The 24,318-nt window shown below is 37.9% G+C and carries 25 protein-coding genes and 2 pseudogenes; 12 read left to right on the top strand and 15 right to left on the bottom strand.

Features of this window, described 5'->3' with window-relative positions; translation table 11 throughout:
* Positions 1-26: 26 nt before the first annotated feature.
* Positions 27-649: pseudogene (locus tag LDL57_RS14105) on the bottom strand (lysoplasmalogenase).
* A gap of 98 nt (positions 650-747) precedes the next feature.
* Between LDL57_RS14105 and LDL57_RS14100 the strand changes: the two are divergent.
* Positions 748-1,104 (top strand): DUF2500 domain-containing protein, encoded by a 357-nt coding sequence (locus LDL57_RS14100; RefSeq protein WP_180559371.1) that lies wholly within the window; start codon positions 748-750, stop codon positions 1,102-1,104.
* A gap of 47 nt (positions 1,105-1,151) precedes the next feature.
* Here LDL57_RS14100 and LDL57_RS14095 read toward each other — a convergent pair whose 3' ends face one another.
* The gene (locus LDL57_RS14095) at positions 1,152-1,427 is read right to left on the bottom strand and encodes a DUF1145 family protein (protein ID WP_180559372.1); all 276 of its coding nucleotides are present in this window, start codon (positions 1,425-1,427) and stop codon (positions 1,152-1,154) included.
* A gap of 16 nt (positions 1,428-1,443) precedes the next feature.
* Positions 1,444-2,022: a 16S rRNA (guanine(966)-N(2))-methyltransferase gene (gene rsmD / locus LDL57_RS14090; RefSeq protein ID WP_180559373.1), complete on the bottom strand. Its 579-nt coding sequence runs from the start codon at positions 2,020-2,022 to the stop codon at positions 1,444-1,446.
* A gap of 213 nt (positions 2,023-2,235) precedes the next feature.
* Here rsmD and ftsY point away from each other — a divergent pair, with 213 nt between their 5' ends.
* The 6 genes from ftsY (at position 2,236) to LDL57_RS14065 (ending at position 8,594) form a co-directional block, all read left to right on the top strand.
* Positions 2,236-3,480, top strand: coding sequence for a signal recognition particle-docking protein FtsY (gene ftsY, locus LDL57_RS14085; protein ID WP_180559374.1), 1,245 nt, complete (start codon positions 2,236-2,238; stop codon positions 3,478-3,480).
* A gap of 5 nt (positions 3,481-3,485) precedes the next feature.
* Positions 3,486-4,151: a cell division ATP-binding protein FtsE gene (ftsE, locus tag LDL57_RS14080; RefSeq protein WP_180559375.1), complete on the top strand. Its 666-nt coding sequence runs from the start codon at positions 3,486-3,488 to the stop codon at positions 4,149-4,151.
* The gene (ftsX, locus tag LDL57_RS14075) at positions 4,144-5,103 is read left to right on the top strand and encodes a permease-like cell division protein FtsX (protein WP_180559376.1); all 960 of its coding nucleotides are present in this window, start codon (positions 4,144-4,146) and stop codon (positions 5,101-5,103) included. The genes ftsE and ftsX overlap by 8 nt, the downstream gene beginning before the upstream one ends.
* Before the next feature lie 227 nt (positions 5,104-5,330).
* Positions 5,331-6,188, top strand: coding sequence for an RNA polymerase sigma factor RpoH (rpoH, locus tag LDL57_RS14070; protein WP_180559377.1), 858 nt, complete (start codon positions 5,331-5,333; stop codon positions 6,186-6,188).
* Positions 6,189-6,564: 376 nt separating this feature from the next.
* The gene (locus LDL57_RS17990; protein ID WP_310740135.1) at positions 6,565-6,750 is read left to right on the top strand and encodes an AlbA family DNA-binding domain-containing protein; all 186 of its coding nucleotides are present in this window, start codon (positions 6,565-6,567) and stop codon (positions 6,748-6,750) included.
* A gap of 272 nt (positions 6,751-7,022) precedes the next feature.
* Entirely contained in the window at positions 7,023-8,594 is a 1,572-nt protein-coding gene (locus LDL57_RS14065; protein ID WP_310740133.1) for a DUF8451 domain-containing protein, read from the top strand.
* A 253-nt stretch (positions 8,595-8,847) separates the two neighbouring features.
* Here LDL57_RS14065 and LDL57_RS14060 read toward each other — a convergent pair whose 3' ends face one another.
* The 12 genes and pseudogenes from LDL57_RS14060 to acuI form a co-directional block, all read right to left on the bottom strand.
* Entirely contained in the window at positions 8,848-9,465 is a 618-nt protein-coding gene (locus LDL57_RS14060) for a reverse transcriptase domain-containing protein (RefSeq protein ID WP_255653905.1), read from the bottom strand.
* Complete coding sequence (locus LDL57_RS14055; protein ID WP_225506180.1) at positions 9,462-9,656, bottom strand: hypothetical protein; 195 nt, start codon at positions 9,654-9,656, stop codon at positions 9,462-9,464. Before LDL57_RS14055 ends, LDL57_RS14060 begins: the two co-directional genes overlap by 4 nt.
* Before the next feature lie 92 nt (positions 9,657-9,748).
* A complete protein-coding gene (locus LDL57_RS14050; protein ID WP_225506177.1) occupies positions 9,749-10,138 on the bottom strand; it encodes a hypothetical protein in 390 nt (129 codons plus the stop codon).
* Positions 10,139-10,969: 831 nt separating this feature from the next.
* On the bottom strand, positions 10,970-11,266 hold the full coding sequence (fis, locus tag LDL57_RS14045) for a DNA-binding transcriptional regulator Fis (protein WP_032115641.1): 297 nt from the start codon (positions 11,264-11,266) through the stop codon (positions 10,970-10,972).
* Positions 11,233-12,258 carry a tRNA dihydrouridine synthase DusB gene (gene dusB, locus LDL57_RS14040; protein ID WP_180559531.1) on the bottom strand — a complete coding sequence of 342 codons (1,026 nt, stop codon included), beginning with the start codon at positions 12,256-12,258 and terminating at the stop codon, positions 11,233-11,235. Before dusB ends, fis begins: the two co-directional genes overlap by 34 nt.
* 421 nt (positions 12,259-12,679) lie before the next feature.
* Positions 12,680-13,567: a 50S ribosomal protein L11 methyltransferase gene (gene prmA / locus LDL57_RS14035; protein ID WP_180559378.1), complete on the bottom strand. Its 888-nt coding sequence runs from the start codon at positions 13,565-13,567 to the stop codon at positions 12,680-12,682.
* 31 nt (positions 13,568-13,598) lie between these two features.
* Positions 13,599-15,041: a sodium/pantothenate symporter gene (gene panF, locus LDL57_RS14030; RefSeq protein WP_180559379.1), complete on the bottom strand. Its 1,443-nt coding sequence runs from the start codon at positions 15,039-15,041 to the stop codon at positions 13,599-13,601.
* Positions 15,031-15,273: a YhdT family protein gene (locus LDL57_RS14025; protein WP_180559380.1), complete on the bottom strand. Its 243-nt coding sequence runs from the start codon at positions 15,271-15,273 to the stop codon at positions 15,031-15,033. The genes panF and LDL57_RS14025 overlap by 11 nt, the downstream gene beginning before the upstream one ends.
* 126 nt (positions 15,274-15,399) lie before the next feature.
* On the bottom strand, positions 15,400-16,746 hold the full coding sequence (gene accC, locus LDL57_RS14020; RefSeq protein ID WP_180559532.1) for an acetyl-CoA carboxylase biotin carboxylase subunit: 1,347 nt from the start codon (positions 16,744-16,746) through the stop codon (positions 15,400-15,402).
* A 10-nt stretch (positions 16,747-16,756) separates the two neighbouring features.
* Positions 16,757-17,227, bottom strand: a complete 471-nt coding sequence (accB, locus tag LDL57_RS14015; RefSeq protein WP_180559381.1) for an acetyl-CoA carboxylase biotin carboxyl carrier protein — start codon at positions 17,225-17,227, stop codon at positions 16,757-16,759.
* A gap of 17 nt (positions 17,228-17,244) precedes the next feature.
* Positions 17,245-17,742, bottom strand: coding sequence for a type II 3-dehydroquinate dehydratase (gene aroQ / locus LDL57_RS14010; RefSeq protein WP_180559382.1), 498 nt, complete (start codon positions 17,740-17,742; stop codon positions 17,245-17,247).
* Positions 17,743-17,928: 186 nt separating this feature from the next.
* A pseudogene (gene acuI / locus LDL57_RS14005) lies at positions 17,929-18,905 on the bottom strand (acrylyl-CoA reductase (NADPH)).
* Between the two features lie 624 nt (positions 18,906-19,529).
* Between acuI and mreB the strand changes: the two are divergent.
* From mreB to rng, 5 genes are all read left to right on the top strand, one after another.
* Positions 19,530-20,573: a rod shape-determining protein MreB gene (gene mreB, locus LDL57_RS14000; RefSeq protein WP_180559383.1), complete on the top strand. Its 1,044-nt coding sequence runs from the start codon at positions 19,530-19,532 to the stop codon at positions 20,571-20,573.
* Positions 20,574-20,676: 103 nt separating this feature from the next.
* Positions 20,677-21,666: a rod shape-determining protein MreC gene (gene mreC / locus LDL57_RS13995; protein ID WP_180559384.1), complete on the top strand. Its 990-nt coding sequence runs from the start codon at positions 20,677-20,679 to the stop codon at positions 21,664-21,666.
* Between the two features lie 42 nt (positions 21,667-21,708).
* Complete coding sequence (gene mreD / locus LDL57_RS13990) at positions 21,709-22,197, top strand: rod shape-determining protein MreD (RefSeq protein WP_180559385.1); 489 nt, start codon at positions 21,709-21,711, stop codon at positions 22,195-22,197.
* A gap of 42 nt (positions 22,198-22,239) precedes the next feature.
* A complete protein-coding gene (locus LDL57_RS13985; protein ID WP_180559386.1) occupies positions 22,240-22,836 on the top strand; it encodes a Maf family protein in 597 nt (198 codons plus the stop codon).
* The gene (gene rng / locus LDL57_RS13980; RefSeq protein ID WP_225506174.1) at positions 22,826-24,295 is read left to right on the top strand and encodes a ribonuclease G; all 1,470 of its coding nucleotides are present in this window, start codon (positions 22,826-22,828) and stop codon (positions 24,293-24,295) included. Before LDL57_RS13985 ends, rng begins: the two co-directional genes overlap by 11 nt.
* Positions 24,296-24,318 lie beyond the last annotated feature (23 nt).

The raw sequence follows: 24,318 nt of genomic DNA, 5'->3' as shown, positions 1-24,318 counted from the left end.
TATTAGCAAAAAAATAGTTATCAAACTTATAAATAAAGCGAACGTACAATTAAAAACTGACCAATAAAATAGCAAGCAGTAATTGTCGCTTTAGACGCTTTAAATGGATAACGAAAATTGGCGATCAGCCAGATACTGTTAGCAATAAAAAGTAAAAATGCGCCTATCATAATGGAGAAATTATGTTCTCTTGCTAGACCAAAATATTGTTCACCCGCTATCCATGCCATAATAAATGACATTATTAGTAGAAAAATGACAGGCGCCCGTAGTGACCCTGCCGGTCTCCAGATTATAAATAATACAATAACACTCAGGATCAGCAAGATAGCTAGTAATGGCAAGTAGAAAGAGAAGCTCATTTGCAGAGCAAAACTGATGGTATAAAGTAGGAAGCTAAGAGATAACAAGAAAATAGCGGGTAATAAGCGTTCACTCGAAAGCATTTGCCAGCCATCAGCATCACGAATAACCCCGCTATGATCAGGTAGCCGGAAGTATCAGTAATATCGGCACTCCAGGCCCAAAATACTAGCAATAATAGCGTAACTGGACGAAACAGCCAGCATTGCCATTGTGGGCCGCGATAGGCAGCATCAATATAGAGCCAACCAGAAAATAACACAGCAAGAAATGGCCAACTAATCATTGTTTCCCCACAAGCTAAAAAGATTAATTAGAAATTATTGATCCTATTAGAGGATAGACAATAATAATGACATAAATGATGAAAGCCTGGAAAATATTGTGAATAAATCGGTTATATTCGTTATTACCATTATTATGCTAGCGACGAAACGTTTTTTTGATCAGCGTCGACAAAATGTAATTAATGATAATTCGCCGATTATCAGCTATCAAGTTGAGATTATTGACAAGAAAGATTATCCCTATCCTAATATGCGCTCACGTCAACGAGAGGTTGTTATTCCTGAAACTTTTCGTTATGAAATTTATTTTCGGCGTCTATCAACTAGTGAAGTGATAAAGATTTTTGTTAAAACGGAAAAGGAATACAATGTGATTAAAAAAGGAGATAAAGGTACCCTTTATATACAGGGAACAAGATTTATTCGCTTTGAAATCAAAGCCAATGCAAAATAACTAAATTTATTAGCCAATTAGGCATGGCTCTTGTAATCGCTTATGGTTTATTGTTGCAATTTGTCGTTTTTTTGTCTTTTCTGCCAGGCTAAAAGTTCAAAAACGCCGAATAGAAATATTTTTATTTGCAGCCAACGAGGATGTTTTTCTGTTTTTGCAAAAGCGGCTTGCAAAAAAATGGCTTGCATAGCATGCATAAAAATCATAAATATCATTGCTACATCGATAAAATATTTTAATGGTTTAGGAAACGGATGGATTAAATTAAAAATCATAAAACCCCAAACAAAAACCATTAATAATTTTCCAGCATTTATTAACATGATATCTTCCAGTTAATCATTGATGACGGATATAAAGATAGTAAGCGACTTGCCCGGCAACTTTTTTACGATGAAGCTGCCAATTTTTAGGTAACATGGCTAAATTAGCTTCTGCTTCTGCCTCAACATAGATCCAACAGTTTTCGGTTAACCACCCATTCTGTTCTAATAGTAAAGCTGTTTGTTGCAAGAGACCTTTACGAAAAGGTGGATCAAGAAAAATGACATCATAGGCTGTGCCAGCCTGTGCTAAATAGTTTAATGTATCGCTATTAATTACTTGCGCATTTTTTGCTTCTAATTTAGCGAGATTGGCCACAAGTTGTGTTGCAATAGGGCGTTCTAATTCAATTAAAGTAGCGGAAGCGGCATTGCGAGAAAGTGCTTCAATAGCTAAAGCGCCACTACCAGCAAAACAATCAAGACAACGAGCCTCTTGAATCACAGGTATTAGCCAATTAAATAAAGTTTCTCTGAGCCTATCTGTTGTGGGACGTAAGCCCTCACTATCAGAAACAGGTAGTTTACGTCCTCGCCATTTCCCGCCAATGATACGAATTTGGCCACGTGATGCAGATTGTATTTTTCTTGCCATAATTTACATAGTTTAGTCATTACAGTTTGTTAATATAGGTGATAATAATACCAATGTTTATCGTCAGTATGTACAACATGAAAATTATCGCTAATTTAACATGAAATAGGTGTCAGATATGTGTTGCAAGCAAATCAAATGATACACTGCCAACATATTTTATTATTTACCTTGGTTACACCACATTTTTTACCGCTAGGAGTGTAATGGCAGATGGCTAAAAAGAGAAAAAAAAGTTTTTTTTCCTGGCTAGGGTTGGGATCTGAAAATGAAGTGCAAAAAAAAGAGACAGCGCAACAATCTGAACCGACGGTAGAAGACAAGGCTGAAGGGTTGACGGATGTCATAGAGGCATCAAAGCCGTCTGTAAAAGCAGAAAAGGTGCAGCCTCAAACAGTAAAAGAAGAAAATAGTCAATATCAAACAGTCGACGTTAAAGCCGCAGAAATTGTTACACTTAGTGAACATACTGTCACTTTACAAGCAAGAGATGAACAGAAAAAAACACCGTTGATGCAACAGCAAAAAAAACCGGCAAAAGAAAATTTCTTTTCGCGGTTAAGGCGGGGTTTATTAAAAACGCGGCAGAATATGGGTGTCGGTTTTGTTAGTTTTTTTCGCGGTAAAAAAATTGATGATGATCTATTCGATGAATTGGAAGAACAACTTTTAATCGCTGATGTGGGGCTAGAAACAACACGCAAGATTATAAATAGTTTAACTACTCATGCTAATCGTAAAGAGTTGAATGATGCTGCGATGCTATATAGCAAATTGCGCGAAGAAATGGCCACTATCTTATCTGTTGTTGAGAAGCCATTGGTTATAGAAAATAAGCTACCTTATGTCATATTGATGGTTGGGGTTAATGGGGTTGGTAAAACCACAACAATTGGTAAGTTAGCCCGTCAATATCAGGCCGAAGGTAAATCGGTAATGTTAGCCGCTGGAGATACATTTAGGGCAGCAGCGGTGGAACAATTGCAAGTTTGGGGAGAGCGTAACAATATCCCGGTTGTTGCTCAGCATACTGGAGCCGATCCTGCATCGGTTATTTTTGATGCCATTCAGTCGGCGAAAGCGAAAGGGATTGATATATTGATTGCAGATACTGCTGGACGATTGCAAAACAAAGTACATTTGATGGAAGAGTTGAAAAAAATTGTCAGAGTTATGCAAAAACTTGATCAACATGCACCTCATGAAGTGATGCTAACCTTAGATGCGAGTACTGGTCAAAATGCAATTAATCAGGCTAAAATTTTTCATGAGGCAGTGGGTATAACCGGTATTATTTTGACTAAACTTGATGGTACAGCTAAAGGCGGCGTGATTTTTGCTATTGCTGATCAGTTTAAGATCCCAATTCGTTATATCGGGATTGGTGAAGGCATTGATGATCTCCGGCCATTTGTAGCTCATGATTTCATCGAGGCGCTTTTTGTCCGAGAGGATTAATATCAATGATTCGCTTTGAACATGTTAGTAAAGCTTATCGTGGTGGTAAGCAAGCACTCCAGGGCATTGATTTTCATCTTCATCCTGGAGAAATGGCGTTTCTTACCGGTCATTCCGGGGCGGGGAAAAGTACCTTATTAAAGTTAATTTGTGGTATTGAACGCCCTAGTACTGGCCATATTTGGTTTGGCGGTCACGACATTAGTCGCTTAAAAAAACGGGAAGTCCCCTTTTTACGTCGACAAATTGGCATGATTTTTCAAGATCACCATTTGTTATTTGATAGAAACGTTTACGACAATGTTTCTATGCCGCTGATTATTGCCGGTGCCAGCTCTGAGGACATTCGTCGTCGAGTTTCTGCTGCGCTAGATAAAGTAGGTTTACTTAATAGAGCGAAAAGTTATCCAATCCAATTATCAGGTGGGGAACAACAACGGATAGGTATAGCTCGAGCCATTGTTAATAAGCCTAGTGTATTGCTAGCAGATGAACCAACGGGTAATTTGGATGATGAATTATCTGAAGGTATCATGCGATTGTTTGAAGAATTCAATCGCGTCGGTGTGACAGTTTTAGTCGCCACTCATGATCTTGAGCTTATTGCGCGTCGTCATTATGCTATTCTGACATTAAACGAAGGGAGAATGATAGGAGGTCAGAATGGCTAAAAAACCTATCCATAAAACAGCTAAAGCCAAAGCATTAAAGGGGGGCTGGCGAGAGCAATGGCGCTACGCTTGGCTAAATACATTAGCAGATATGTTACGCCAGCCTTTGGCTACGTTTTTGACGGTGGCTGTTATTGCGATCTCGATAACGCTGCCTAGTCTTTGTTATATTGTTTGGAAAAATGTTTCACAAGCAGCGCAACAATGGTACCCGACACCCCAATTAACCGTTTATTTGGATAAATCCTTAGATGAAAAAGGGGCTGAACAGACAGTCGCTGGTCTTAGGCAATTAGACGGTGTTAAAAGTGTTAATTATCTATCGCGGGAAGAAGCCATGATTGAGTTTCGTAATTGGTCAGGATTTGGCACAGCATTAGATCTATTAGAAGAAAATCCTTTACCCGCAGTAGCAATTATCACACCTAAAATTGATTTTCAAAATTCACAATCATTGATAAACCTGCGTAATAAAATAGGTCAATTAGCTGGAATTGAAGATGTTCGCATGGACGAAAGTTGGTTTACTCGTTTAGCCGCATTAACGGGTCTGATCGGCCAGATTGCATTGGTGATTGGTATTTTAATGGTTATGGCGGTGTTTTTATTGATAGGCAATAGTATAAGACTAAATATTTTTGCCCGTAGGGATACGATTAATGTCATGAAGTTGATCGGGGCGACAGATGGTTTTATTATGCGCCCTTTTTTAAATGGTGGTATTATACTGGGATTCTTTGGCGCTTTACTTTCATTAATACTTTCTGCACTATTGGTATGGCAACTGAGCGATATAGTTACCCAAGTAGCGGGTGTATTCGGTACTACATTTCATATTCAAGGGCTTTTGTGGGATGAAGTGCTATTAGTTATACTGGTTGCCGCGATGATTGGCTGGTTAGCGGCTTGGCTTGCTACAGTTCAACATTTAAGACGTTTTACGCCAGAGTGATCATTTTCAGCAGTAAAAGTGATTGGATAATCAATATTGAACTTTTATGCTGTCATTGTGTCGAAGTTAAAAGTTCAATGTAATTAAGTCAAGGCAATTTTCTTCGATACCAAGCAGTGGTAAACTACTCGATATCAGATTAATCGCTGAGCAATGGAATTCTGCTCAAATATAAACTTTTTATTTTAGAACTAACTCTTAGTTTATTGAATTCAAAGAGGATATCAATGACCAAAGATATGCAATCATTAGCATTAATTCCACAAGGTAGCATTGAAGCTTATGTGCGATCAGCTAATGCTTATCCGATGCTAACAGCAGAGGAAGAACAAGAATATGCAAAACGGCTGCATTATCATGGTGATTTAAACGCGGCTAAACAGCTTATTCTTTCTCATTTACGTTTTGTTATTCATATCGCGCGTAATTATTCAGGTTATGGATTACCACAAGCGGATCTAATCCAAGAAGGTAATATTGGCCTAATGAAAGCTGTTCGTCGTTTTAATCCTGAAGTTGGCGTACGTTTAGTTTCATTTGCTGTTCATTGGATCAAAGCTGAAATTCATGAATATGTATTGCGTAATTGGCGGATAGTTAAAGTTGCAACCACCAAAGCTCAACGTAAGCTTTTTTTCAATTTGCGTAAGAATAAGAAACGTATCGGCTGGTTTAATCAAAGTGAAGTTGATATGGTTGCCAAGGAATTAGGTGTAACCAGCAAGGATGTTCGTGAAATGGAGTCGCGAATGGCTGCACAAGATATGGCATTCGACATGAATGACGATGATGATAGTGGTGAAAATACGACTATTGCACCGGTTTTATATCTACAGGATAAATCTTCTGATTTTGCCGATAGCATTGAGGAAGATAATTGGGAAAACCATGCTACTGATAAATTGACGCAAGCACTGTCCAGCTTGGATAAGCGGAGTCAGGATATCATTCGTGCGCGTTGGCTCGATGACGAGAATAAAACAACTTTACAGGATTTAGCCGATAAATATAGTGTATCTGCTGAACGAGTTCGACAATTAGAAAAAAATGCCATGAAAAAACTTCGCTTAGTGATGGAAGCTTAAATTAAAATAATCCGCGCTAGCATAATAAATATTTAGCTGAAATTTTTGGCTAATTTAAAGTTTGGCAATAACTATATGAAAAGTTATTGAAAAATAAAAGTAATGGCTGATTTATTTTGTTTGTTAGCTGTTAAATAAAAAAGCGTTTACCTATAAGGTAAGCGCCTTTTTTGCAATGGATGTATAAGTAGCGCTTGTCTCATTACTTCCTAAATATTATCTAATTTTTACCTGTCAATGATGTTCTGCGCGTGTTTATATTTAATATATTTCATTTGAACATGTATGAATAACACGTTCGTTAATGATGATAGAATATATTAATGCTCGTTATTATATGTTGTTGCTTGTTTTCTATTAAAAAAACAGGATAAAAATGATTCAACTTACTGATTTATTGGATATACAAGCTTTGGCTGAGTCTGAAGAAATTGAATTTAAACCAGCTCAAGGCCAGGATGGGAAAGGTAAACTACCAAAAGAGTTTTGGCCTACATTTAGTTCGATGGCTAACACTCATGGTGGGTGGATATATTATTTTAGGTGTGAAAGAGCAAGATAATTCATTTTTGCCTGTAGGTATGAATAATGTAGCTAAAATAAAAAAGAGCTATTTGATACTTTAAATAATCATTCCAAAGTTAGCTATAACCTATTAAGTTTAAAAGATTTTCATGAGTTCAATATTAATGGCAAACAAATTGTAGCTATTAGGATCCCGCAGGCATTACACGTCACCAAAAACCCATTTTTTTTAAAAATAACCCGATAGACAATACTTATAAGCGGTTAGGTAAAGCTGATATTAAGTGTTCGAAAGAAGAAGTTAAAAGAATGCTAGCGGAACAGGTTGAAGACAGCCGCGATGATAAGATAATCAAAGGTTTTGATTTGAACGATATTGATATTAAAACTTTAAGTGCATATAAGCAATTGTTAGCAATTTCCAAGCCTCGACATCCCTTCTTAGAATTAACCACGCTAAAGTTTCTACAAAAAATTGGTGGCTGGAAAAAAGATAGACAAACCGGTGAGGAGGGGCTAACTCTGGCAGGAGTTTTGATGTTTGGAACTTGGCAAGCAATTCAGGATGCCGCTCCTAATTATTTTGTGGATTATCAAGAACGGCCTGAAGCTAAAACAGAGAAAAGATGGATTGATAGGTTATGTCCTGATGGTACTTGGTCTGGTAATGTTTTTGATTTTTATCGTAGGGTGTATCGTAAATTAATAACTGATCTAAAAATACCTTTTGAAATCAAGGATGGGGTTAGAAAAGGGGATACTCAAATACATGTATCTTTAAGGGAAGCGCTTGTGAATACATTAGTACATGCTGACTTTACCGGGCGAGCATCTATATTAGTTGTAAAACGGCCAGATATGTTTGGTTTTAGAAATCCTGGGTTAATGAGAGTACCGAAAGAGATCGCAATAAAAGGTGGTGATAGTGATTGCCCTAATCGCCGTATGCATCAAATGTTTTTAAATATTGGTGCTAGTGAACGGGCGGGTTCAGGTATCCCTAAAATATATAGTGGGTGGCAATCTGTGAATTGGATAACCCCTAATTTATATGAAACATTGTCACCCTCAGAGCAAACATTATTAAAACTTTCGACTGTGAGTCTAATTCCTGAACATATAGCAGATCTCCTACAAGATAAATTTTCAGGGAAATTTAATGAGCTTGATGATTTTGAAAGAATGATTGTCAGTACGGCTGCAATTGAGGGCTGGATAAATCATTCAAGAGCTTGTCAATTGACCAGTAAACACCCCAGGGACGTTACTTTAGCCTTACCTCGATTAGAAACTAAGGGATTTTTAGTTTCTAGTGGGGAAAAACGTGATAAGTCATATTCTCTGCCGGGAATGGGAATTCCAACTCCTGAAGAAGTGTTTTCTAATTCGATTATTTCTGATACCAACTTAACGCATAACGGCGAAAGCTTAACGCATAACGGCGGCAGCTTAACGCATAACGGCGGCAGCTTAACGCATAACGGCGGCAGCTTAACGGATAGTGGCACAGAAAACATCCCTATCAATACTGAGGTAGATAATAGGGATAACAATGGCAGGCTTATCAGTAGGTTGCTAGATAGACCTTTTGTTGATGATCTTGAGGTTTTATCTCCTGACTTTAAGCAGCGACTTTTTCAACTAGCACAATTGCCTATAAAAAAGAAAAGGCTTACATCGAATGAAATGAGAAATGTTTTAATTCAGTTATGTAAAGGACATTATGTTGCTAAATCTATTTTGAGTCGATTAACAAATCGTACTCCTCAAAATTTGCGTCAAAGTCATTTAAAAGAAATGGTTGAGAAGGGTGTGCTGAGTTTAGCTTTTCCGAATAAGCCACACTCACCAAAGCAAGGATATACGGTTCTGAATGAGTAATGTTAAAATATTGACTATTTTTTAGGCTATAAGATTTTTACCTCTACTTAATTGTATTAACTCAAATCTGAGCTGACAGCTTTCTCGTCAGAACGCAATCAAATCTTACAGTCAGCTATGAGCGAGGAGCGGACATAGTTGAACACATAAGGCAAGGTACCTGATGCGAAATTACAAAATTACATTAAGTGCTGGAGAAAAATCCAAAATGAGGCGCCTAGTTGAGAGCAAATAATTTAATATCATCAACTTTTTATTTGTTAATTTCTTTCTGTAATCTTTCCCATAGAGGCTTTAATTGTTTTCTTATTGAATTTGAATGCATTATGCGAGACGCTCTATATCCATAGGTTAAAAAATTCCGTCTACCTACATGAGAATAACGGGCATAGATTTTTTTTTTGAATAGTTCCTTTTTAGGCAATCCTTTAAATTTTCTGATTTTATTCTTACGTTTCATCGTTGCTTTCGCAAGACGTACTCCACGTTTCATCCTATCAGAGTAACGTGAAAGAGATGATGACCTCAGAAAAATATTATCACCATCAAATATAAACCCTAAGTATTGCAGAGGTTTATCACATTTTATTTTAGATGGCGTAGCTACAAATTTTCTAATTTCTGTTTTTTTGGTATTAAGTGAAACTTTGAGTTTGAGCAATCTTTTTTGGGCTTCGTCAGCAACATTATTTTTTTCATGTGAAGGGACAATAAAAAGCATATCATCACAATATCTAAAATATACACCACCTAATAATGAAACATAATTATTCATTTCAATGTCAAAGTTAAGCATATATATATTCGATAAAAGAGCGCTAATTGGTGAACCTTGCGGGATTCCAAAATTAGTTTTGTTAGGTGTTATCAAATTAGCTTTTCTGATTTTATTCCTGAAATCTTCAAAAGAACAGATTTGTTTCCTGGTTTTCTTAATATGTCTGGCATTATTTTAGAAATCCCGATTAAATCATATACTTTATTTTTATCGACTTTAGAAAATTTTGTTATTGCTTTAAAAACAGCATAATGATCTTCAGGCAACTTGTCAGTGGCAAGCAATCTGCACCACGCATCTTTCAATAACGAATGATCAAGAGTATCGAAAAATTTCGATAGATCTAAAACAACTGTAATACAATCACCTCTTTTTTTTATTTCCTGAAAGGCTTCATATGCAAACTCAATATTACTTTTTTTTTTAATGCTGCTCTGAAGGCTAATACTTTTTTTGAAATACCATGAGTCTGTAACTCTGTTTCATATAGCTTATTAAGGATTGCAGCGTAATAAGAGAATATATGGCTATCAACGTGAGAGGAATACGCTATTGGTCTTTCTTTGAGGGTTTTATTTATAGCGTTTGTGCCTTTATCTTTTTGTACTTTATAAGTAGTTGCAGTAAAAGTAATGAAAGGTAAGAAAGAATGAGTTGCAACGGTGTGGGGATTGGTTACGATATCCAAAGCGTGCTCAACTGAAATAGGTTTATCGAAATGAAGATAACCACGCTTTCTAAACCAAGGATGTTCACGGAATTCCATATTATGAGTTCTCAAGAATTGTGAAACCGGAGCGATTTTGAATTGCGGTCGTTCAGAAAAACATCGCCCCGGCTTAACAAAGTGGTCTTTATCCAACCTTCTCATACACAAAGAACTACAAAAGAGTCAAATAGTGCATTTCACCGCAAATGTTAGAAACACTGTATAATGTAATTAATATCATGGAGACCCTTATGAGCATCATCCACTTGTTAGCCAGCCTCTGTGCGGAATGCAGTCATGGTTGCTGCCCGGGAGTTGACAAACTGTACATCACCCCTACGCCTATACATAGGGCGTACAATTTATAACATTTCTGATGATTTAAGTGCAACCTAAATTATATTATTCAATGATCTGTAATAATTTATGGCGTATTTTTATTTCTAGTTATCACGTTAATAAATATTAGCATTAACCCTATTTATAAAACTTTAGGTTTTGTTGATTGCTATTGAGTAAGATTTTAAAAAAATTTAATTGATGTTAGTTAAGGGATATTTTTTCAGTGTGTTTGCTAAAGAACGATGGCATATTCTTAGTATCAGCAAATTTATGCTAGATTCTGTAGAACTTGAAACTAAGCATTGAGATCAGATTGCCCGCTAGTGCAATCAATTGGATGTAACGGTTTATAGCGTTGATTTCAACATAGAGTAATTGGATTTTGCCAGTTTTCGTTTAGATACGCCATTATCTACTGTTCCATCATGTTTTCATTTTGTCTTTTATTTATATCCATGTTCAGTAAGTAGGGTATAAACAATAACAAAAAAGCACTTAAATAAAATATAAAAGTGCTTTTTTAATCAGTATGCTAATAACCTATAGTTAATTCATACCATATTTTTTCAATTTCTTACGTAGCGTTCCACGGTTGATACTTAACATTAATGCAGCACGGGTCTGATTTCCACGGGTATATTGCATTACCATATCTAATAATGGTTTTTCCACTTCAGCCAATACTAATTCATATAAGTCATTGACATCCTGGTTATTAAGTTGGGCAAAGTAGTTTTTCAGTGCTTGTTTAACTGAATCACGTAATGGCTTTTGAGTTATTTGATCTTGTGAATTTACAGTAGCAACGGTTAGTACGTCAGAATTTCCGCGTTGTTCGAACATAGTTCTGTCAGCTCTTTTCTTTGATTTACGCAAAATTTTTCGAAATATGCCTCCAACACCTCCAGTTGTTCACTGGCATCCTCTATGGTGTTGAATGTGCGCCGAAACTGGTCATCAGGTGCATGTTCTCTTAAATACCAAGAGACATGCTTGCGTGCGATGCGGATTCCTTTGCCTGGACCGTAAAAGTCGTGCAGCTCCTTAACATGCGCTTGCATTAAGCACTGCACCTCAGCAATAGGCATAGGTGGCAGTAACTCACCTGTTTCCAGGTAATGCTGGATTTCCCGAAAGATCCAGGGTCTTCCCTGAGCAGCTCTACCAATCATTAAGGCATCAGCCCCAGTGTAGTCAAGCACTGCTCTGGCTTTAAGCGGGTCAGTAATATCACCATTAGCGATAATAGGAATAGTAACATTTTGCTTAGCTGCTCGAATACTGTCATATTCAGCTGCACCATTAAATAAACAGGAACGAGTTCTGCCATGAATAGTTACAGCTTGAATACCACAACGTTCGGCCAGTTGGGCTATTTTTATACAGTTCCGTTCTTCAGGTGACCAACCAGTGCGAACCTTTAATGTAACAGGAACATCAACCGCATTCACAACAGCTAATAGAATTTTCTCAATCAGCTCCGGATAGCGCAATAATGCTGAACCTGCTAACTTACGGTTCACTTTCTTGGCAGGGCAACCCATATTGATATCGATGATATGAGCACCATTAGCAACATTAATTCGTGCAGCTGCTGCCATTTCATCGGGATCACTACCTGCAATTTGCACAGAACGAATACCTAATTCATCACTATGGATCATTCTCAATCTGGATTTGTCCGATTTCCAAACCTGAGGATTGGAAGACAGCATCTCCGAAACTGTCATACCAGCACCCATTGAGTAACACAGTGACCGAAAAGGCCTATCGGTGATACCCGCCATTGGTGCTGCAACGAGGCAGTTTTTTATCTGATATTGACCAATATACATAGACGATAAAAGAAGACCATCCTGTGACTGCAAGGGCGCGTATATTACGCATTTTTTACGAGATATGAAAGGACAAACTTTGAGCAAATTGATATTTCTTTGAAAAATTTTAACTTGATTTTTTCTGATGACAAATAATATTCATAAAAATCAAGATAATGAAAATTTCTGATTTGTTTTCAAATTTTGTTATTCTTTATCGTAAATTCCTTGTTAGGTTAGATTATCTCTGTTGATTGTATAAAAATCAACCTTAAATAATTATTTTATTATGGGTATTAAAAGATAATATATTACTTAAACAATAAACATTATTAGATTTATGGTCGTTATCATTGCCTGATTTTTTACTAAAATAGACTATTCGAAAAGTTTTTATTACCGGAATTAGCGTATAAATTACGCTAATCCTGCTTAAGGGTTAATCCGTTTTTTTTATTCCCGTCATTCTACACCAGCCTTCTTTTTCTATTATTGGCTCAATATTAAACTGTTGTTGGTAAGCGGTTATAACGCCTTCAGCCTGGCTGGCTAATATTCCAGATAGTCCAAGTAGACCGTTTGGATTGGTTAACCTTCCGATTACATCCGCTAATTGGCGTAAGGGACCCGCTAAGATATTGGCAATAACTATATCCGCCTTTAGATCTTTCGGTTGATCTTTTGCCAAATAAAGAACTAATTTATCGGCGACATTATTTTGTTCGGCGTTATTATGGCTAGCAAGAATAGCTTGTGGATCGATATCAATACCAATGGCTTTTTTTGCACCTAATTTAAGTGCGGCTATAGCCAGTATGCCTGAGCCACAACCAAAATCGATAACCGTTTTGTCTGTCAAATTTAAGCTATCTAACCACTCTAAACAGAGTGATGTGGTAGGGTGTGTGCCGGTACCAAACGCCAAGCCAGGATCCAAAATGACATTGACTGCATTGGTATCTGGTGTATCACTCCAGCTAGGACAAATCCATAATTTATCTCCAAAACGCATGGGATGGAAATTATCCATCCATTCACGCTCCCAATCTTTATCTTCTATTTGTTCAATTTTATGCACAAAATTTTTACCCAATAAGGAGTGACTTTCAAGTTGACTAATAACCTGCTCCATATCGCTTTTGGCATCAAATAAACCAATAACATCAGTATCTCCCCAAAGACGAGTTTCACCTGGTAGGGGTTCAAAAACAGGGTTGTCATAACTATCCTGAAAGGTGACAGAAACCGCTCCGGCTTCCGTTAATATATCACTTAAGGCTTCTGCATGCTCGGCTGTTGAATTCAGACGTATTTGTATCCAAGGCATAAATATTCTCTTGAAATCGTGGGTTATTAGTTCATTTTATCGCTGTAGATAATAATTTTTTCTCACCAACATAATTACCAATTAAAAAAGCAATCAAACTCAATAATAGTGATGGTACGATGTGATGAAAATTTAAAATTTTAACATCAAAGGCCGTAAATAATGTGTAAGAAAGGGCGCCTATGATCATTGAGCTTAATGCACCAAAACGGTTTGCTCTTTCCCAATAAAGTCCAAGTATTAATGGCCAAAGAAAAACAGCTTGTAATCCACCAAAAGCCAGTAAGTTTAACCAAATAATCATTTGTGGTGGGTGCCAGGCGGCTAATAGTAATAAAGCCCCAAGAATGAGGGTAGAAGCACTTGAGATCCAGGTTAATTTTTTCTCTTTTTTTATCTCATTTGGTGCAATATTTAAATATAAATCTTTTATGATAGTTGCTGAAGATTGAAGCAATTGTGAGTTAATTGTTGACATAATGGCAGCCATCGGAGCTGCTAAGAAAATTCCTGCGGCGAATGGAGGTAAGACTGTGATCATTAATGTCGGGATGACCTGATCTGGAATAGTTAAATTCGGTAAAATGGCTCGCCCCAATGCTCCCGCTAAATGCATTCCTAACATTAAAATAACCATTACAATGGTGCCGATAATGATCCCTCGGTGCATCGCTTGGCTATTTTTATAGGAAATGCAGCGGACAGCAGTATGTGGTAAGCCAATAACCCCAAAACAAACTAAAACCCAAAAGGAAAACATAAATGGCATGCTAAAGATATTATCAGCACCTTGTGGCGTAATCAGTTTGGGATCAATTGTTTTTAGCGCCTCTGTTGCTGTGGCTAGGCCTCCTGCCTTGTGAATAGTAGCTACCAGCAGAATAATTGTTCCTAATAACATAACAAAGCCTTGTAAGGTGTCATTAAGGACACTGGCTCTAAAGCCACCAAAGGCAGTGTAAAGTGCAATAGAGATGCCAAATATTAATAACCCTATTTCATAGGGGATATTTGCCGCCGTTTCGAGCAGACGAGCTCCACCGATAAATTGAACCGTCATCGCACCAAAGAAAGCGACCAGCAGACTAACGCTAGCGAGCCATACCAGTAAACGGCTTTGAAAACGAGCATACAGCATGTCATTAAGTGTTACCGCATGATAGCGACGTGCTAAGATGGCGAATTTTTTACCTAAAACGCCAAGCGAAAGCCAAATAGTAGGCACCTGAATTAAGGCAAGTAGCACCCAGCCAAGGCCATATTTATAGGCTGCTCCAGGACCACCTATGAAAGAACTCGCACTGATATAGGTTGCGGTGATAGTCATCGCTAAAACTACCCCACCCATAGAGCGATTACCTAGAAAGTATTCATGCAAAAATTCGCCTTTTTGGCGTCGCTGATAGGCATAAATAGATAGTAAAAAAACCAATAATAAATAACCGATAAGTGGTAAGAGGATTTCAATTTGCATCTTTATCTTCCAATGACATTTGTTTAAAAATAAATTTAACCATTAAGATACAAAGTAAAATAAAAATCAGCGGTAAATATAAACATGAAAGTTCAAACCATAATGGCATCCCTGTTATACCTACTTTTTCACCGGGGAGGTAGGCAGTTATAATCCAACTACATAAATAAGCCACGGTAAGAAAAACTGACCAACGAGCTTCTTTGTTGGATTGCAAAAAACGTTTGTCCATTGGTTCTCCTGGTAGTAAAAATTTAATCTGAGGATTTATATATTGGTTAAAGATTATATGCAGAAAAGTTATCAAAAATAAGGGTACATTCAGTACCCTATTGCAATGAAAGGTAAATAGAAAAGTTTATTCCTGTGATCCGAGTTTTTTTTCCAGGTAATGGATATTGGTACCACCTTTGAAAAAATTGCTGTCATCCATAATTTTTTGTTGTAATTCTATGTTAGTTTTAATGCCATCAATGATTAATTCAGATAAGGCATTTTTCATCCGAAGAATAGCAATTTCGCGAGTTTCCCCATAAGTAATCAGCTTACCAATCATAGAGTCATAGTAAGGTGGAACTGTGTAACCGGCATAAATGTGTGATTCCCAGCGTATACCAAAACCACCAGGAATATGCAGGCGAGTAATTTTACCTGGACTTGGCAAGAAGGTATTGGCATCTTCGGCATTAATACGACATTCTATTGCATGCCCATGAATTCTAACATCTTTTTGTTTAATAGATAGAGGTAAGCCGGAAGCAATTCTTAACTGTTCTTTAATCAGATCAACCCCAGTGATCATTTCTGTCACAGGATGCTCAACTTGAATACGCGTATTCATTTCAATAAAGTAAAACTCGCCATTTTCATAAAGAAATTCGAAGGTACCGGCACCACGATAATCAATATCAAGACAAGCTTTTGCGCAGCGTTCACCAATGCTCTTACGCATATCAATTTTTATACCTGGCGCCGGCGCTTCTTCAACGACTTTTTGATGACGACGCTGCATTGAGCAATCACGTTCGGCTAAATAAATCGCATTGCCTTGACCATCAGCAAGTACTTGAATTTCAATATGGCGTGGATTTTCCAGAAACTTCTCCATATAAACCATACTATTATTAAAAGCCGCTTTCGCTTCAGCGCGCGTCAGGGTAATGGCTTGTTCTAGATCACTTTCATTACGAACAACACGCATACCCCGGCCACCACCACCACCAGAGGCTTTAATTATAACCGGGTAGCCAATTCGATTAGCAATCGTTTTATTGGTTTTGATGTCATTTCCTAAAGGTCCATCTGAGCCTGGAACGCAAGGAACACCCGCCTTTTTCATGGCTTCAATGGCAGAAACTTTATCCCCCATGAGTCGAATGGTTTCTGGTTTAGGACCAATAAATATAAATCCAGAGCGTTCCACTTTTTCGGCAAAGTCGGCATTTTCAGATAGAAAACCATAACCAGGATGAATGGCTTCTGCAGCAGTAATTTCTGCTGCAGAGATTATCGCTGGGATATTAAGATAACTTTCAGCTGAAGCGGCAGGCCCAATACAGACGGTTTCATCAGCAAGTAATACATGTTTTAAATCGCGATCGGCGGTAGAATGCACGGCGACAGTTTTTATTTTTAGTTCTTTACAGGCACGTAAAATGCGTAAAGCTATTTCGCCACGATTGGCGATAACAATTTTTTTCAGCATAGATGCCTCGTTATTCGATGATAACCAATGGCTCGTCAAATTCAACCGCTTCTCCATTTTCTAGGAGAATTGCTTTAACTACACCTGCTTTGTCAGCTTCGATCTGATTCATCATTTTCATCGCTTCGACAATACATAGAGGATCTCCTACCTTAACCGTTTGGCCAACTTCAACAAATGGTTTTGCTTCCGGACTAGGCGCTCGGTAGAAGGTACCTACCATTGGTGAACGAACAGTATAACCACTGATTTCTGCTTTTTGCTCATTGGTTGTTTCAGGTAAAATTTGAGAAGGTGCTATGGCGTTTGCTAAAGCTGGTTGATGCGAGGTGGGCGCTGCCATATACTGTTGTAAAGTTGGTAAATTCTGCACGATTGTACGGCTGATACGCACTGATTCTTCACCTTCCGAAATTTCTAGTTCAGAAATGCCAGATTCTTCAACAAGCTCAATTAATTTTTTAATTTTACGAATATCCATAAGTTAATTCCGTATTTTTATTCTTTACATTTATTAGGTTTGGGTTCATCAATGGTTTCTAATTCTTCAATACTCAATAAGAATTTAACCGCGGCTTCTAATGCAAAAATATAACCATCAGCTCGAAAGCCACAAATGACGCCGTTTGCAATATCGGAGAGATAAGAGTGATGCCTAAATGGTTCACGTGCATAAATATTAGTAAGGTGGATCTCATAAAAAGGAATGGCAACGCTTAATATTGCATCTCGTAATGCTACACTAGTATGCGTTAATGCTGCTGGGTTAATTAATATAAAGTCGACTTTCCCTTGAGCTTGATGGATTTTATCAATAAGCTCATGTTCCGCATTAGATTGAAAATGACTTAATTTAACTCCTAATTGTTTTGCTTTTTGGCTCGTTTGGTTAACAATATCCTGAAGTGTAACAGCACCATAGAATCTTGGCTCTCTCGTCCCCAGCATATTTAAATTTGGGCCATTTAGCAGCAAAATGTGGAAATCTTTTGCCATTTTGCGGGTCTCTCCAACTGATAATTGTCAATTTGACAACATAACGTGATGTTAATAGTTTGTCATCTTTTTCTCATAATGGAAACGTTTATTTTGACGACAAAGAGCGATATTATAAACATTTCATAGCAATTAGCAGCAAAATTTTAGTCTAAACAGCACAAAGTTGCCTCGAATATTAAACATTTAACGTATTTTTACCAGTGTCCGGCCAGTAATTTGGTTATTTATTAATTTATTGGCATAATCAATCACTTTTTCTAATGGGATCTCTGTTGTTGTTAATTGATAAAAACTATCAGGTAATAAATTGGCTAACCGTTGCCATATCTGTGGACGTTTTATCGCTGGAACCATTACAGAGTCGATCCCTTGTAGCCTTATATTACGTAAAATAAAAGGCATTACTGTTGTTGATAACATAGTATCAGCGGCCAGACCACAGGCTGCTACCGTCCCTGAATAGCACATTTGTGAAATAACGGTAGCTAAAATATTGCAGCCAACGGTATCAATAGCGCCTGCCCAGCGCTGTTTTTTAAAGGATGAGGTATAGTAGTAAACTCTTTACGTAGCAGCACTTGTTTAGCACCAAGCGCTTTTAAATATTCGATATTACTTTCTCGACCAGTTACTGCGGTGACGGAATAGCCAAGTTTAGCAAGAAGTTGTATTGCGGTACTACCTACACCACCACTGGCGCCTGTTACAACAATGTTGCCTTTATCAATGGTTACTCCATTTTCTTCCAAAGCCATGATACAGAGCATAGCCGTAAAACCTGCAGTACCGATTATCATGGCTTGTCGCATCGTTATTTTTTCAGGAATAGCTGTTAACCATGCGGCTGGTACTCGGGCTTGTTCTGCTAATCCACCCCAATAGTTTTCACCAACTCCCCAACCAGTCAGTGAAACTTGTTGGCCGGCTTGAAATTTTGGATCTGTTGAAGACTTAACAATACCGGCAAAATCGATACCTGGTACCATCGGGAATTGGCGGATAATTTTTCCTTTACCGGTAATAGCTAAAGCATCTTTGTAATTTAGTGTAGACCAATAAATATCTACAGTAACGTCTTCAGAAGGCAAAAGTGTGTCGTCGATCGATTTTATACTAGCTTTTAATAGTTGATTTTCTTGTTCTAGTAGTAGCGCTTTCATAATTTGTGGCCTTTAAATATGTATAAGGATGCTTCAGTATAAAGTTATTTTCGTTATTTCGGCGGGGATAAAAGTCTCAATGATAAATAAATTGTAAATATGTTTTTTTTACTAGCGCCAATAGGGAGTTATCAGGCAGAATACAGGTTTATTATATTTAGTCGTAAAGAAATTTTTTCTTCTATAAATAATAACGTGCAGAATTAATATTTACATTTAAATTATTTTTTGTTGTTACTTTAATAAAGTATTAACATGGAAGACTTTTATACTTTAAGGTAATATTAAAAAGTGAATTGGCCTTGCTTTGAAGCATATGTCAACTAATAATTATTGTAGCGTCATATAAACTTAATACAGTGATCTATTTTAATGTAAATGAGTTAATTTTCTTGTTAGAAAGTTTTATATTAAATGCATTAAGTGATTTTTTTTATGAGGGTGTTGTTTACTTTATACTGTAATCGATTATAGAAAATAAGCAGTAATAACGGTTTTTGTATTGTAAAAAAATTAGCCACTTTTTATTGAAGCGATTTAATTAACACCTTGTCGTCGCTTCATGTGGTTGGTAAAGTAGACGGATTTTCATTCGTTTCCAGCTTGCAGGATTATCCTTTCGTTATGTTTAAAAAAATTCGTGGCATGTTTTCCAACGACTTGTCTATTGATTTGGGTACCGCCAATACTCTCATCTATGTCAAAGGACAAGGTATTGTGTTAGACGAACCATCAGTTGTGGCTATTCGTCAAGATCGCGCAGGCTCACCTAAGAGCGTTGCTGCAGTCGGTCATGAAGCAAAACAGATGCTAGGCCGGACGCCGGGTAATATCGCGGCTATTCGTCCAATGAAAGATGGCGTGATTGCGGACTTTTATGTTACTGAAAAGATGTTACAGTATTTTATCAAACAAGTTCATAGCAATAGCTTTATGCGTCCAAGTCCACGCGTCTTGGTTTGTGTACCTGTAGGTGCGACCCAGGTAGAACGTCGTGCAATCCGGGAGTCGGCTCTGAGTGCTGGCGCCCGCGAGGTTTTCTTAATTGAAGAACCCATGTCGGCTGCAATTGGGGCTGGTTTGCCTGTTTCCGAAGCAACGGGTTCAATGGTGGTTGATATTGGTGGTGGAACGACAGAAGTTGCTGTTATTTCATTAAATGGTGTTGTTTATTCATCATCGGTACGTATCGGCGGTGACCGGTTTGATGAGGCCATTATTAATTATGTTCGTCGTAATTATGGTTCATTAATTGGTGAAGCAACTGCGGAGCGAATTAAACACGAAATCGGTTCAGCCTATCCTACAGATCAAGTTTATGAAATTGAAGTGCGCGGTCGTAATTTGGCTGAAGGTGTACCACGTGGTTTTACCCTTAACTCGAATGAGATACTTGAGGCGCTGCAGGAACCTTTAACTGGTATTGTTAGTGCCGTTATGTTGGCTTTGGAACAATGTCCACCAGAGTTAGCTTCTGATATCTCCGAACGAGGCATGGTGTTAACCGGTGGTGGTGCGTTGTTGCGTAATTTGGATCGTCTTTTAATGGAAGAAACAAGCATTCCCGTTATTGTCGCTGAAGATCCATTAACTTGCGTTGCACGTGGTGGCGGTAAGGCATTGGAAATGATCGACATGCATGGCGGTGATCTGTTTAGTGATGACTAGACGTTAGCCAATAGAAGGAGGAACTTAAGGATGGCGCTCCTCCTTACTTTATGTAAAGCGATGTTAATGTTTAACGTTTATTTATTTTTTATCAAAATAACTCATGAAGCCGATCTTTAGTCGAGGGCCATCCCTACAATTGCGTATTATTATTGCGATCATTGTTGCAATCGCGTTGGTTGCTTTTGATCGTCAATTTGATACTTTTAATAAAATACGTAGTTATTTAGATACGGCTGTTAGTCCTTTTTATTTTTTGGCCAGTGGTCCGCGAGAACTGCTTGATAATATTTCAGACGCATTGGCAAGAAGAGATCAACTTCTTTTTGAAAATAAGGCATTGAAGAAAGAGGTTTTATTAAAAAAAGCAGATAATTTATTACTTGGGCAACTTAAACAGGAAAACGCTAGATTACGTGAGCTGTTGGGGTCACCTCTACGTCAGGACGAACACATGATGGTTACTCAAGTGCTCTCAGGTGCAAATACGCCTTATCGAGATCAAATTGTGATTGATAAAGGTTTACATGATGGTGTTTATGAAGGCCAGCCTGTTATTAGTGATAAAGGTGTTGTTGGGCAGGTTATCGCAGTGAGCCAGTTTAATAGCCGTGTTTTACTGATTTGTGACACAACACATGCATTACCTATCCAAGTATTACGTAATGATATTAGGGTTATTGCAGTGGGTACAGGATGTAGTGATGATCTTCAACTTGAACCTTTACCCGATAATATTGATATACGTATTGGTGATGTGATAGTCACATCTGGTCTAGGCGGACGTTTTCCCGAAGGTTATCCCGTTGCGATTGTCTCTTCCGTAAAGCATGATACCCAACGCGCTTATACGATTATTCATGCACGACCTACCGCAGATTTACAAAGACTACGCTATCTCTTATTGCTATGGGGAAACTCTAGCGATCCTTCTCATCCTTTACCTCCATCAGAAGTATATCGAGCAGCAAATGAGCGTTTAATGAAGATTCTGCCCCAGGTGCTTCCAGGCCCAAACGAGCTTCAAGGGCCACAGCTACCATCTACAGAAATGAAAAAAAATGTCGAGCAACCTCCTTTGGTCGCTCAATAGGAATTGCTACCGTGAAATCAAGGCAACTAAAGGAAACATAGAGTGGATCAATACCGTGGTAATGGGCGGTGGATCATTTGGCTGTCCTTTTTAATTGCAATAATTTTGGAGCAAATGCCCTGGCCTGAGCAGTTTATTTATTATCGGCCTACATGGTTAGCTTTAATTTTAATTTATTGGGTTATGGCTTTGCCACATCGAGTTAGTGTAGGTACGGGATTTTTTTTGGGGATCTTAATGGATTTGATCCAAGGGTCAGCGCTTGGTGTACATGCATTAGCTTATAGTATGATTTGTTATTTAGTATCGTATAAACATCAGCTTCTTCGTAATATGGCACTGTGGCAACAATCACTTGTTATTGCTGGATTATCAGTGGTTATGAATTTTACGATATTCTGGGCAGAGTTTCTTTCTTCTCTTGTTTTATTTCATCCTGAAATATTCTGGAATTGTTTGATTAATGCCATTTTGTGGCCTTGGATGTTTTTATTATTGCGCAAAGTTCGACGTCAGTTTTTAGTTCGTTAAAAATGGACAGTCAATTGTCTATTTTTTCTGAGAGTTTTTTCTATGGTAAATAGAATCTATTTAGCGTCAGCTTCGCCAAGAAGGCGTAAGTTAATTGAACAGCTAGGATGGCTATTTGACATTATTCATCCTGAAATATCTGAATTATGGTGTGAAGGAGAGAGACCAAGTGAATATGTAATTCGTTTAGCATGTGAAAAATCACAAGCGGGTGCTGATATGGCAACGAAACCCTATCCAGTGTTAGGGGCGGATACTATTGTTGTAAATGATGGAAATATTTTGGGTAAGCCTAAAGATGAAAATCATGCTGCGCAAATATTAAGACAACTTTCTGGCAGAACACACCAAGTGATGACTGCAATTGCGTTCTCAGATAAACAAAAGACATTGTATGATTTAATTGTCACCGAAGTAACATTGCGACAGTTAACAAATAAAGAAATCGATCAATATATCTTGTCGGGAGAACCTATGGACAAGGCAGGAGCTTATGCTATCCAGGGTAAAGGTGGCTGTTTTGTTAGGCGGATTGTCGGAAGTTACCACGCCGTAGTGGGGTTACCGTTAGTTGAAACAGATGAATTATTGACTAAATTTCTAGCGTTAAATAATAGGAACAAGAGCTATGGTAGCTGAACTATTAGTCAATGTAACCCCTTCTGAAACGCGGGTGGCTTATATTGATGGTGGCGTGTTACAGGAAATTCACATTGAGCGTGAAGCTAAAAGAGGAATTGTAGGTAATATTTACAAAGGTCGTGTGAGTCGAGTTTTGCCCGGTATGCAGGCGGCCTTTGTTGATATTGGCTTGGAAAAATCTGCTTTTCTTCATGCCTCTGATATTATGCCGCATACCGAATGCATTGCCGGTGATGAACAAAAAAACTTTCATGTGCCTGATATTGGCGAACTGGTTCGGCAAGGGCAAGATATTATGGTACAGGTGGTTAAAGATCCGCTTGGTACAAAAGGGGCACGTTTAACAACAGATATCACATTACCCTCCCGTTATCTTGTTTTTATGCCAGGCGCTTCTCATGTTGGTGTTTCCCAACGCATTGAAGGTGAAGAAGAACGAGAACGTTTGAAAAGTATTGTTGAACTATTTTGTGATGAAAATGGTGGCTTCATTATTCGTACTGCGGCAGAAGGGGTAGGTGATGATGAATTGGCTCAAGATGCTGCCTTCTTGAAGCGTTTATGGTCTAAAATTGTTGAACGTAAAAAACGTCATAAGTCTCGTATGCAGATCTATGGCGAACTGGCTTTAGCACATCGTATTATTCGTGATTTTGCCGGTGCTTCATTAGACCGGATCCGGGTTGATTCAAAACTGACTTTTGTTTCATTAAAAGATTTCATTGATGAATATGTGCCTGAAATGACAGTAAAACTTGAACTGTATCAAGGGCCATTACCAATATTAGATCTATATGATGTTGAGAAAGAGATCCAACGTGCTTTAGAACGTAAGGTTGAATTAAAATCAGGTGGCTATCTGATTATTGATCAAACTGAAGCGATGACCACCATTGATATTAATACCGGTGCTTTTGTTGGTCACCGTAACTTGGAAGAGACCATTTTTAATACCAATATTGAAGCGTCACAAGCCATAGCGAGACAGTTAAGGTTACGCAACTTGGGTGGTATTATTATTATCGATTTTATTGATATGCTTGATCCTGAGCATCGTCGCCGTGTTTTGGCATCGCTGGAGCAATCATTATTGAAAGATCGGGTCAAAACCACTATTAATGGTTTTTCTCAACTAGGATTGGTAGAGATGACTCGCAAAAGAACGCGAGAAAGCCTTGAACATGTTCTTTGTAATGAATGCCCAACTTGCCAGGGTAGAGGAACGGTAAAATCGGTAGAAACAGTCTGTTATGAAATTTTACGTGAAATTGTTCGTATAAATCGTACTATCGATGCCAATCGTTTCTTAGTCTATGCTTCACCCGCGGTTGTTGAGGCATTAAATGGTGATGAATCTCATGTATTGGCGGAAGTAGAAATTTTTGTTGGCAAATCGGTCAAAGTCCAAATTGAGTCACTGTATAGTCAGGAACAGTTTGATGTTGTTATGATGTAGTTATGCTAACGGCTAGATTGTCA

Origin of the sequence: Arsenophonus apicola, from assembly GCF_020268605.1 — a bacterium.
In the GTDB taxonomy this organism is placed as follows: domain Bacteria; phylum Pseudomonadota; class Gammaproteobacteria; order Enterobacterales; family Enterobacteriaceae; genus Arsenophonus; species Arsenophonus apicola.
This window is presented reverse-complemented; position numbering and strand designations above follow the sequence as displayed.

Bases quoted from the DNA above. Each gene is read 5' to 3' on its own strand.
- rng (WP_225506174.1), top strand. From the start codon at position 22,826: ATGGTAGCTGAACTATTAGTCAATGTAACCCCTTCTGAAACGCGGGTG.
- accC (WP_180559532.1), bottom strand. From the start codon at position 16,746: ATGCTGAAAAAAATTGTTATCGCCAATCGTGGCGAAATAGCTTTACGC.
- prmA (WP_180559378.1), bottom strand. From the start codon at position 13,567: ATGCCTTGGATACAAATACGTCTGAATTCAACAGCCGAGCATGCAGAA.
- LDL57_RS14025 (WP_180559380.1), bottom strand. From the start codon at position 15,273: ATGGACAAACGTTTTTTGCAATCCAACAAAGAAGCTCGTTGGTCAGTT.
- LDL57_RS14050 (WP_225506177.1), bottom strand. From the start codon at position 10,138: ATGGAATTCCGTGAACATCCTTGGTTTAGAAAGCGTGGTTATCTTCAT.
- panF (WP_180559379.1), bottom strand. From the start codon at position 15,041: ATGCAAATTGAAATCCTCTTACCACTTATCGGTTATTTATTATTGGTT.
- fis (WP_032115641.1), bottom strand. From the start codon at position 11,266: ATGTTCGAACAACGCGGAAATTCTGACGTACTAACCGTTGCTACTGTA.
- LDL57_RS14095 (WP_180559372.1), bottom strand. From the start codon at position 1,427: ATGTTAATAAATGCTGGAAAATTATTAATGGTTTTTGTTTGGGGTTTT.
- rpoH (WP_180559377.1), top strand. From the start codon at position 5,331: ATGACCAAAGATATGCAATCATTAGCATTAATTCCACAAGGTAGCATT.
- ftsE (WP_180559375.1), top strand. From the start codon at position 3,486: ATGATTCGCTTTGAACATGTTAGTAAAGCTTATCGTGGTGGTAAGCAA.
- aroQ (WP_180559382.1), bottom strand. From the start codon at position 17,742: ATGGCAAAAGATTTCCACATTTTGCTGCTAAATGGCCCAAATTTAAAT.
- LDL57_RS13985 (WP_180559386.1), top strand. From the start codon at position 22,240: ATGGTAAATAGAATCTATTTAGCGTCAGCTTCGCCAAGAAGGCGTAAG.
- LDL57_RS17990 (WP_310740135.1), top strand. From the start codon at position 6,565: ATGATTCAACTTACTGATTTATTGGATATACAAGCTTTGGCTGAGTCT.
- accB (WP_180559381.1), bottom strand. From the start codon at position 17,227: ATGGATATTCGTAAAATTAAAAAATTAATTGAGCTTGTTGAAGAATCT.
- mreC (WP_180559384.1), top strand. From the start codon at position 20,677: ATGAAGCCGATCTTTAGTCGAGGGCCATCCCTACAATTGCGTATTATT.
- LDL57_RS14065 (WP_310740133.1), top strand. From the start codon at position 7,023: ATGCTAGCGGAACAGGTTGAAGACAGCCGCGATGATAAGATAATCAAA.
- mreB (WP_180559383.1), top strand. From the start codon at position 19,530: ATGTTTAAAAAAATTCGTGGCATGTTTTCCAACGACTTGTCTATTGAT.
- ftsX (WP_180559376.1), top strand. From the start codon at position 4,144: ATGGCTAAAAAACCTATCCATAAAACAGCTAAAGCCAAAGCATTAAAG.
- ftsY (WP_180559374.1), top strand. From the start codon at position 2,236: ATGGCTAAAAAGAGAAAAAAAAGTTTTTTTTCCTGGCTAGGGTTGGGA.
- rsmD (WP_180559373.1), bottom strand. From the start codon at position 2,022: ATGGCAAGAAAAATACAATCTGCATCACGTGGCCAAATTCGTATCATT.
- dusB (WP_180559531.1), bottom strand. From the start codon at position 12,258: ATGTATATTGGTCAATATCAGATAAAAAACTGCCTCGTTGCAGCACCA.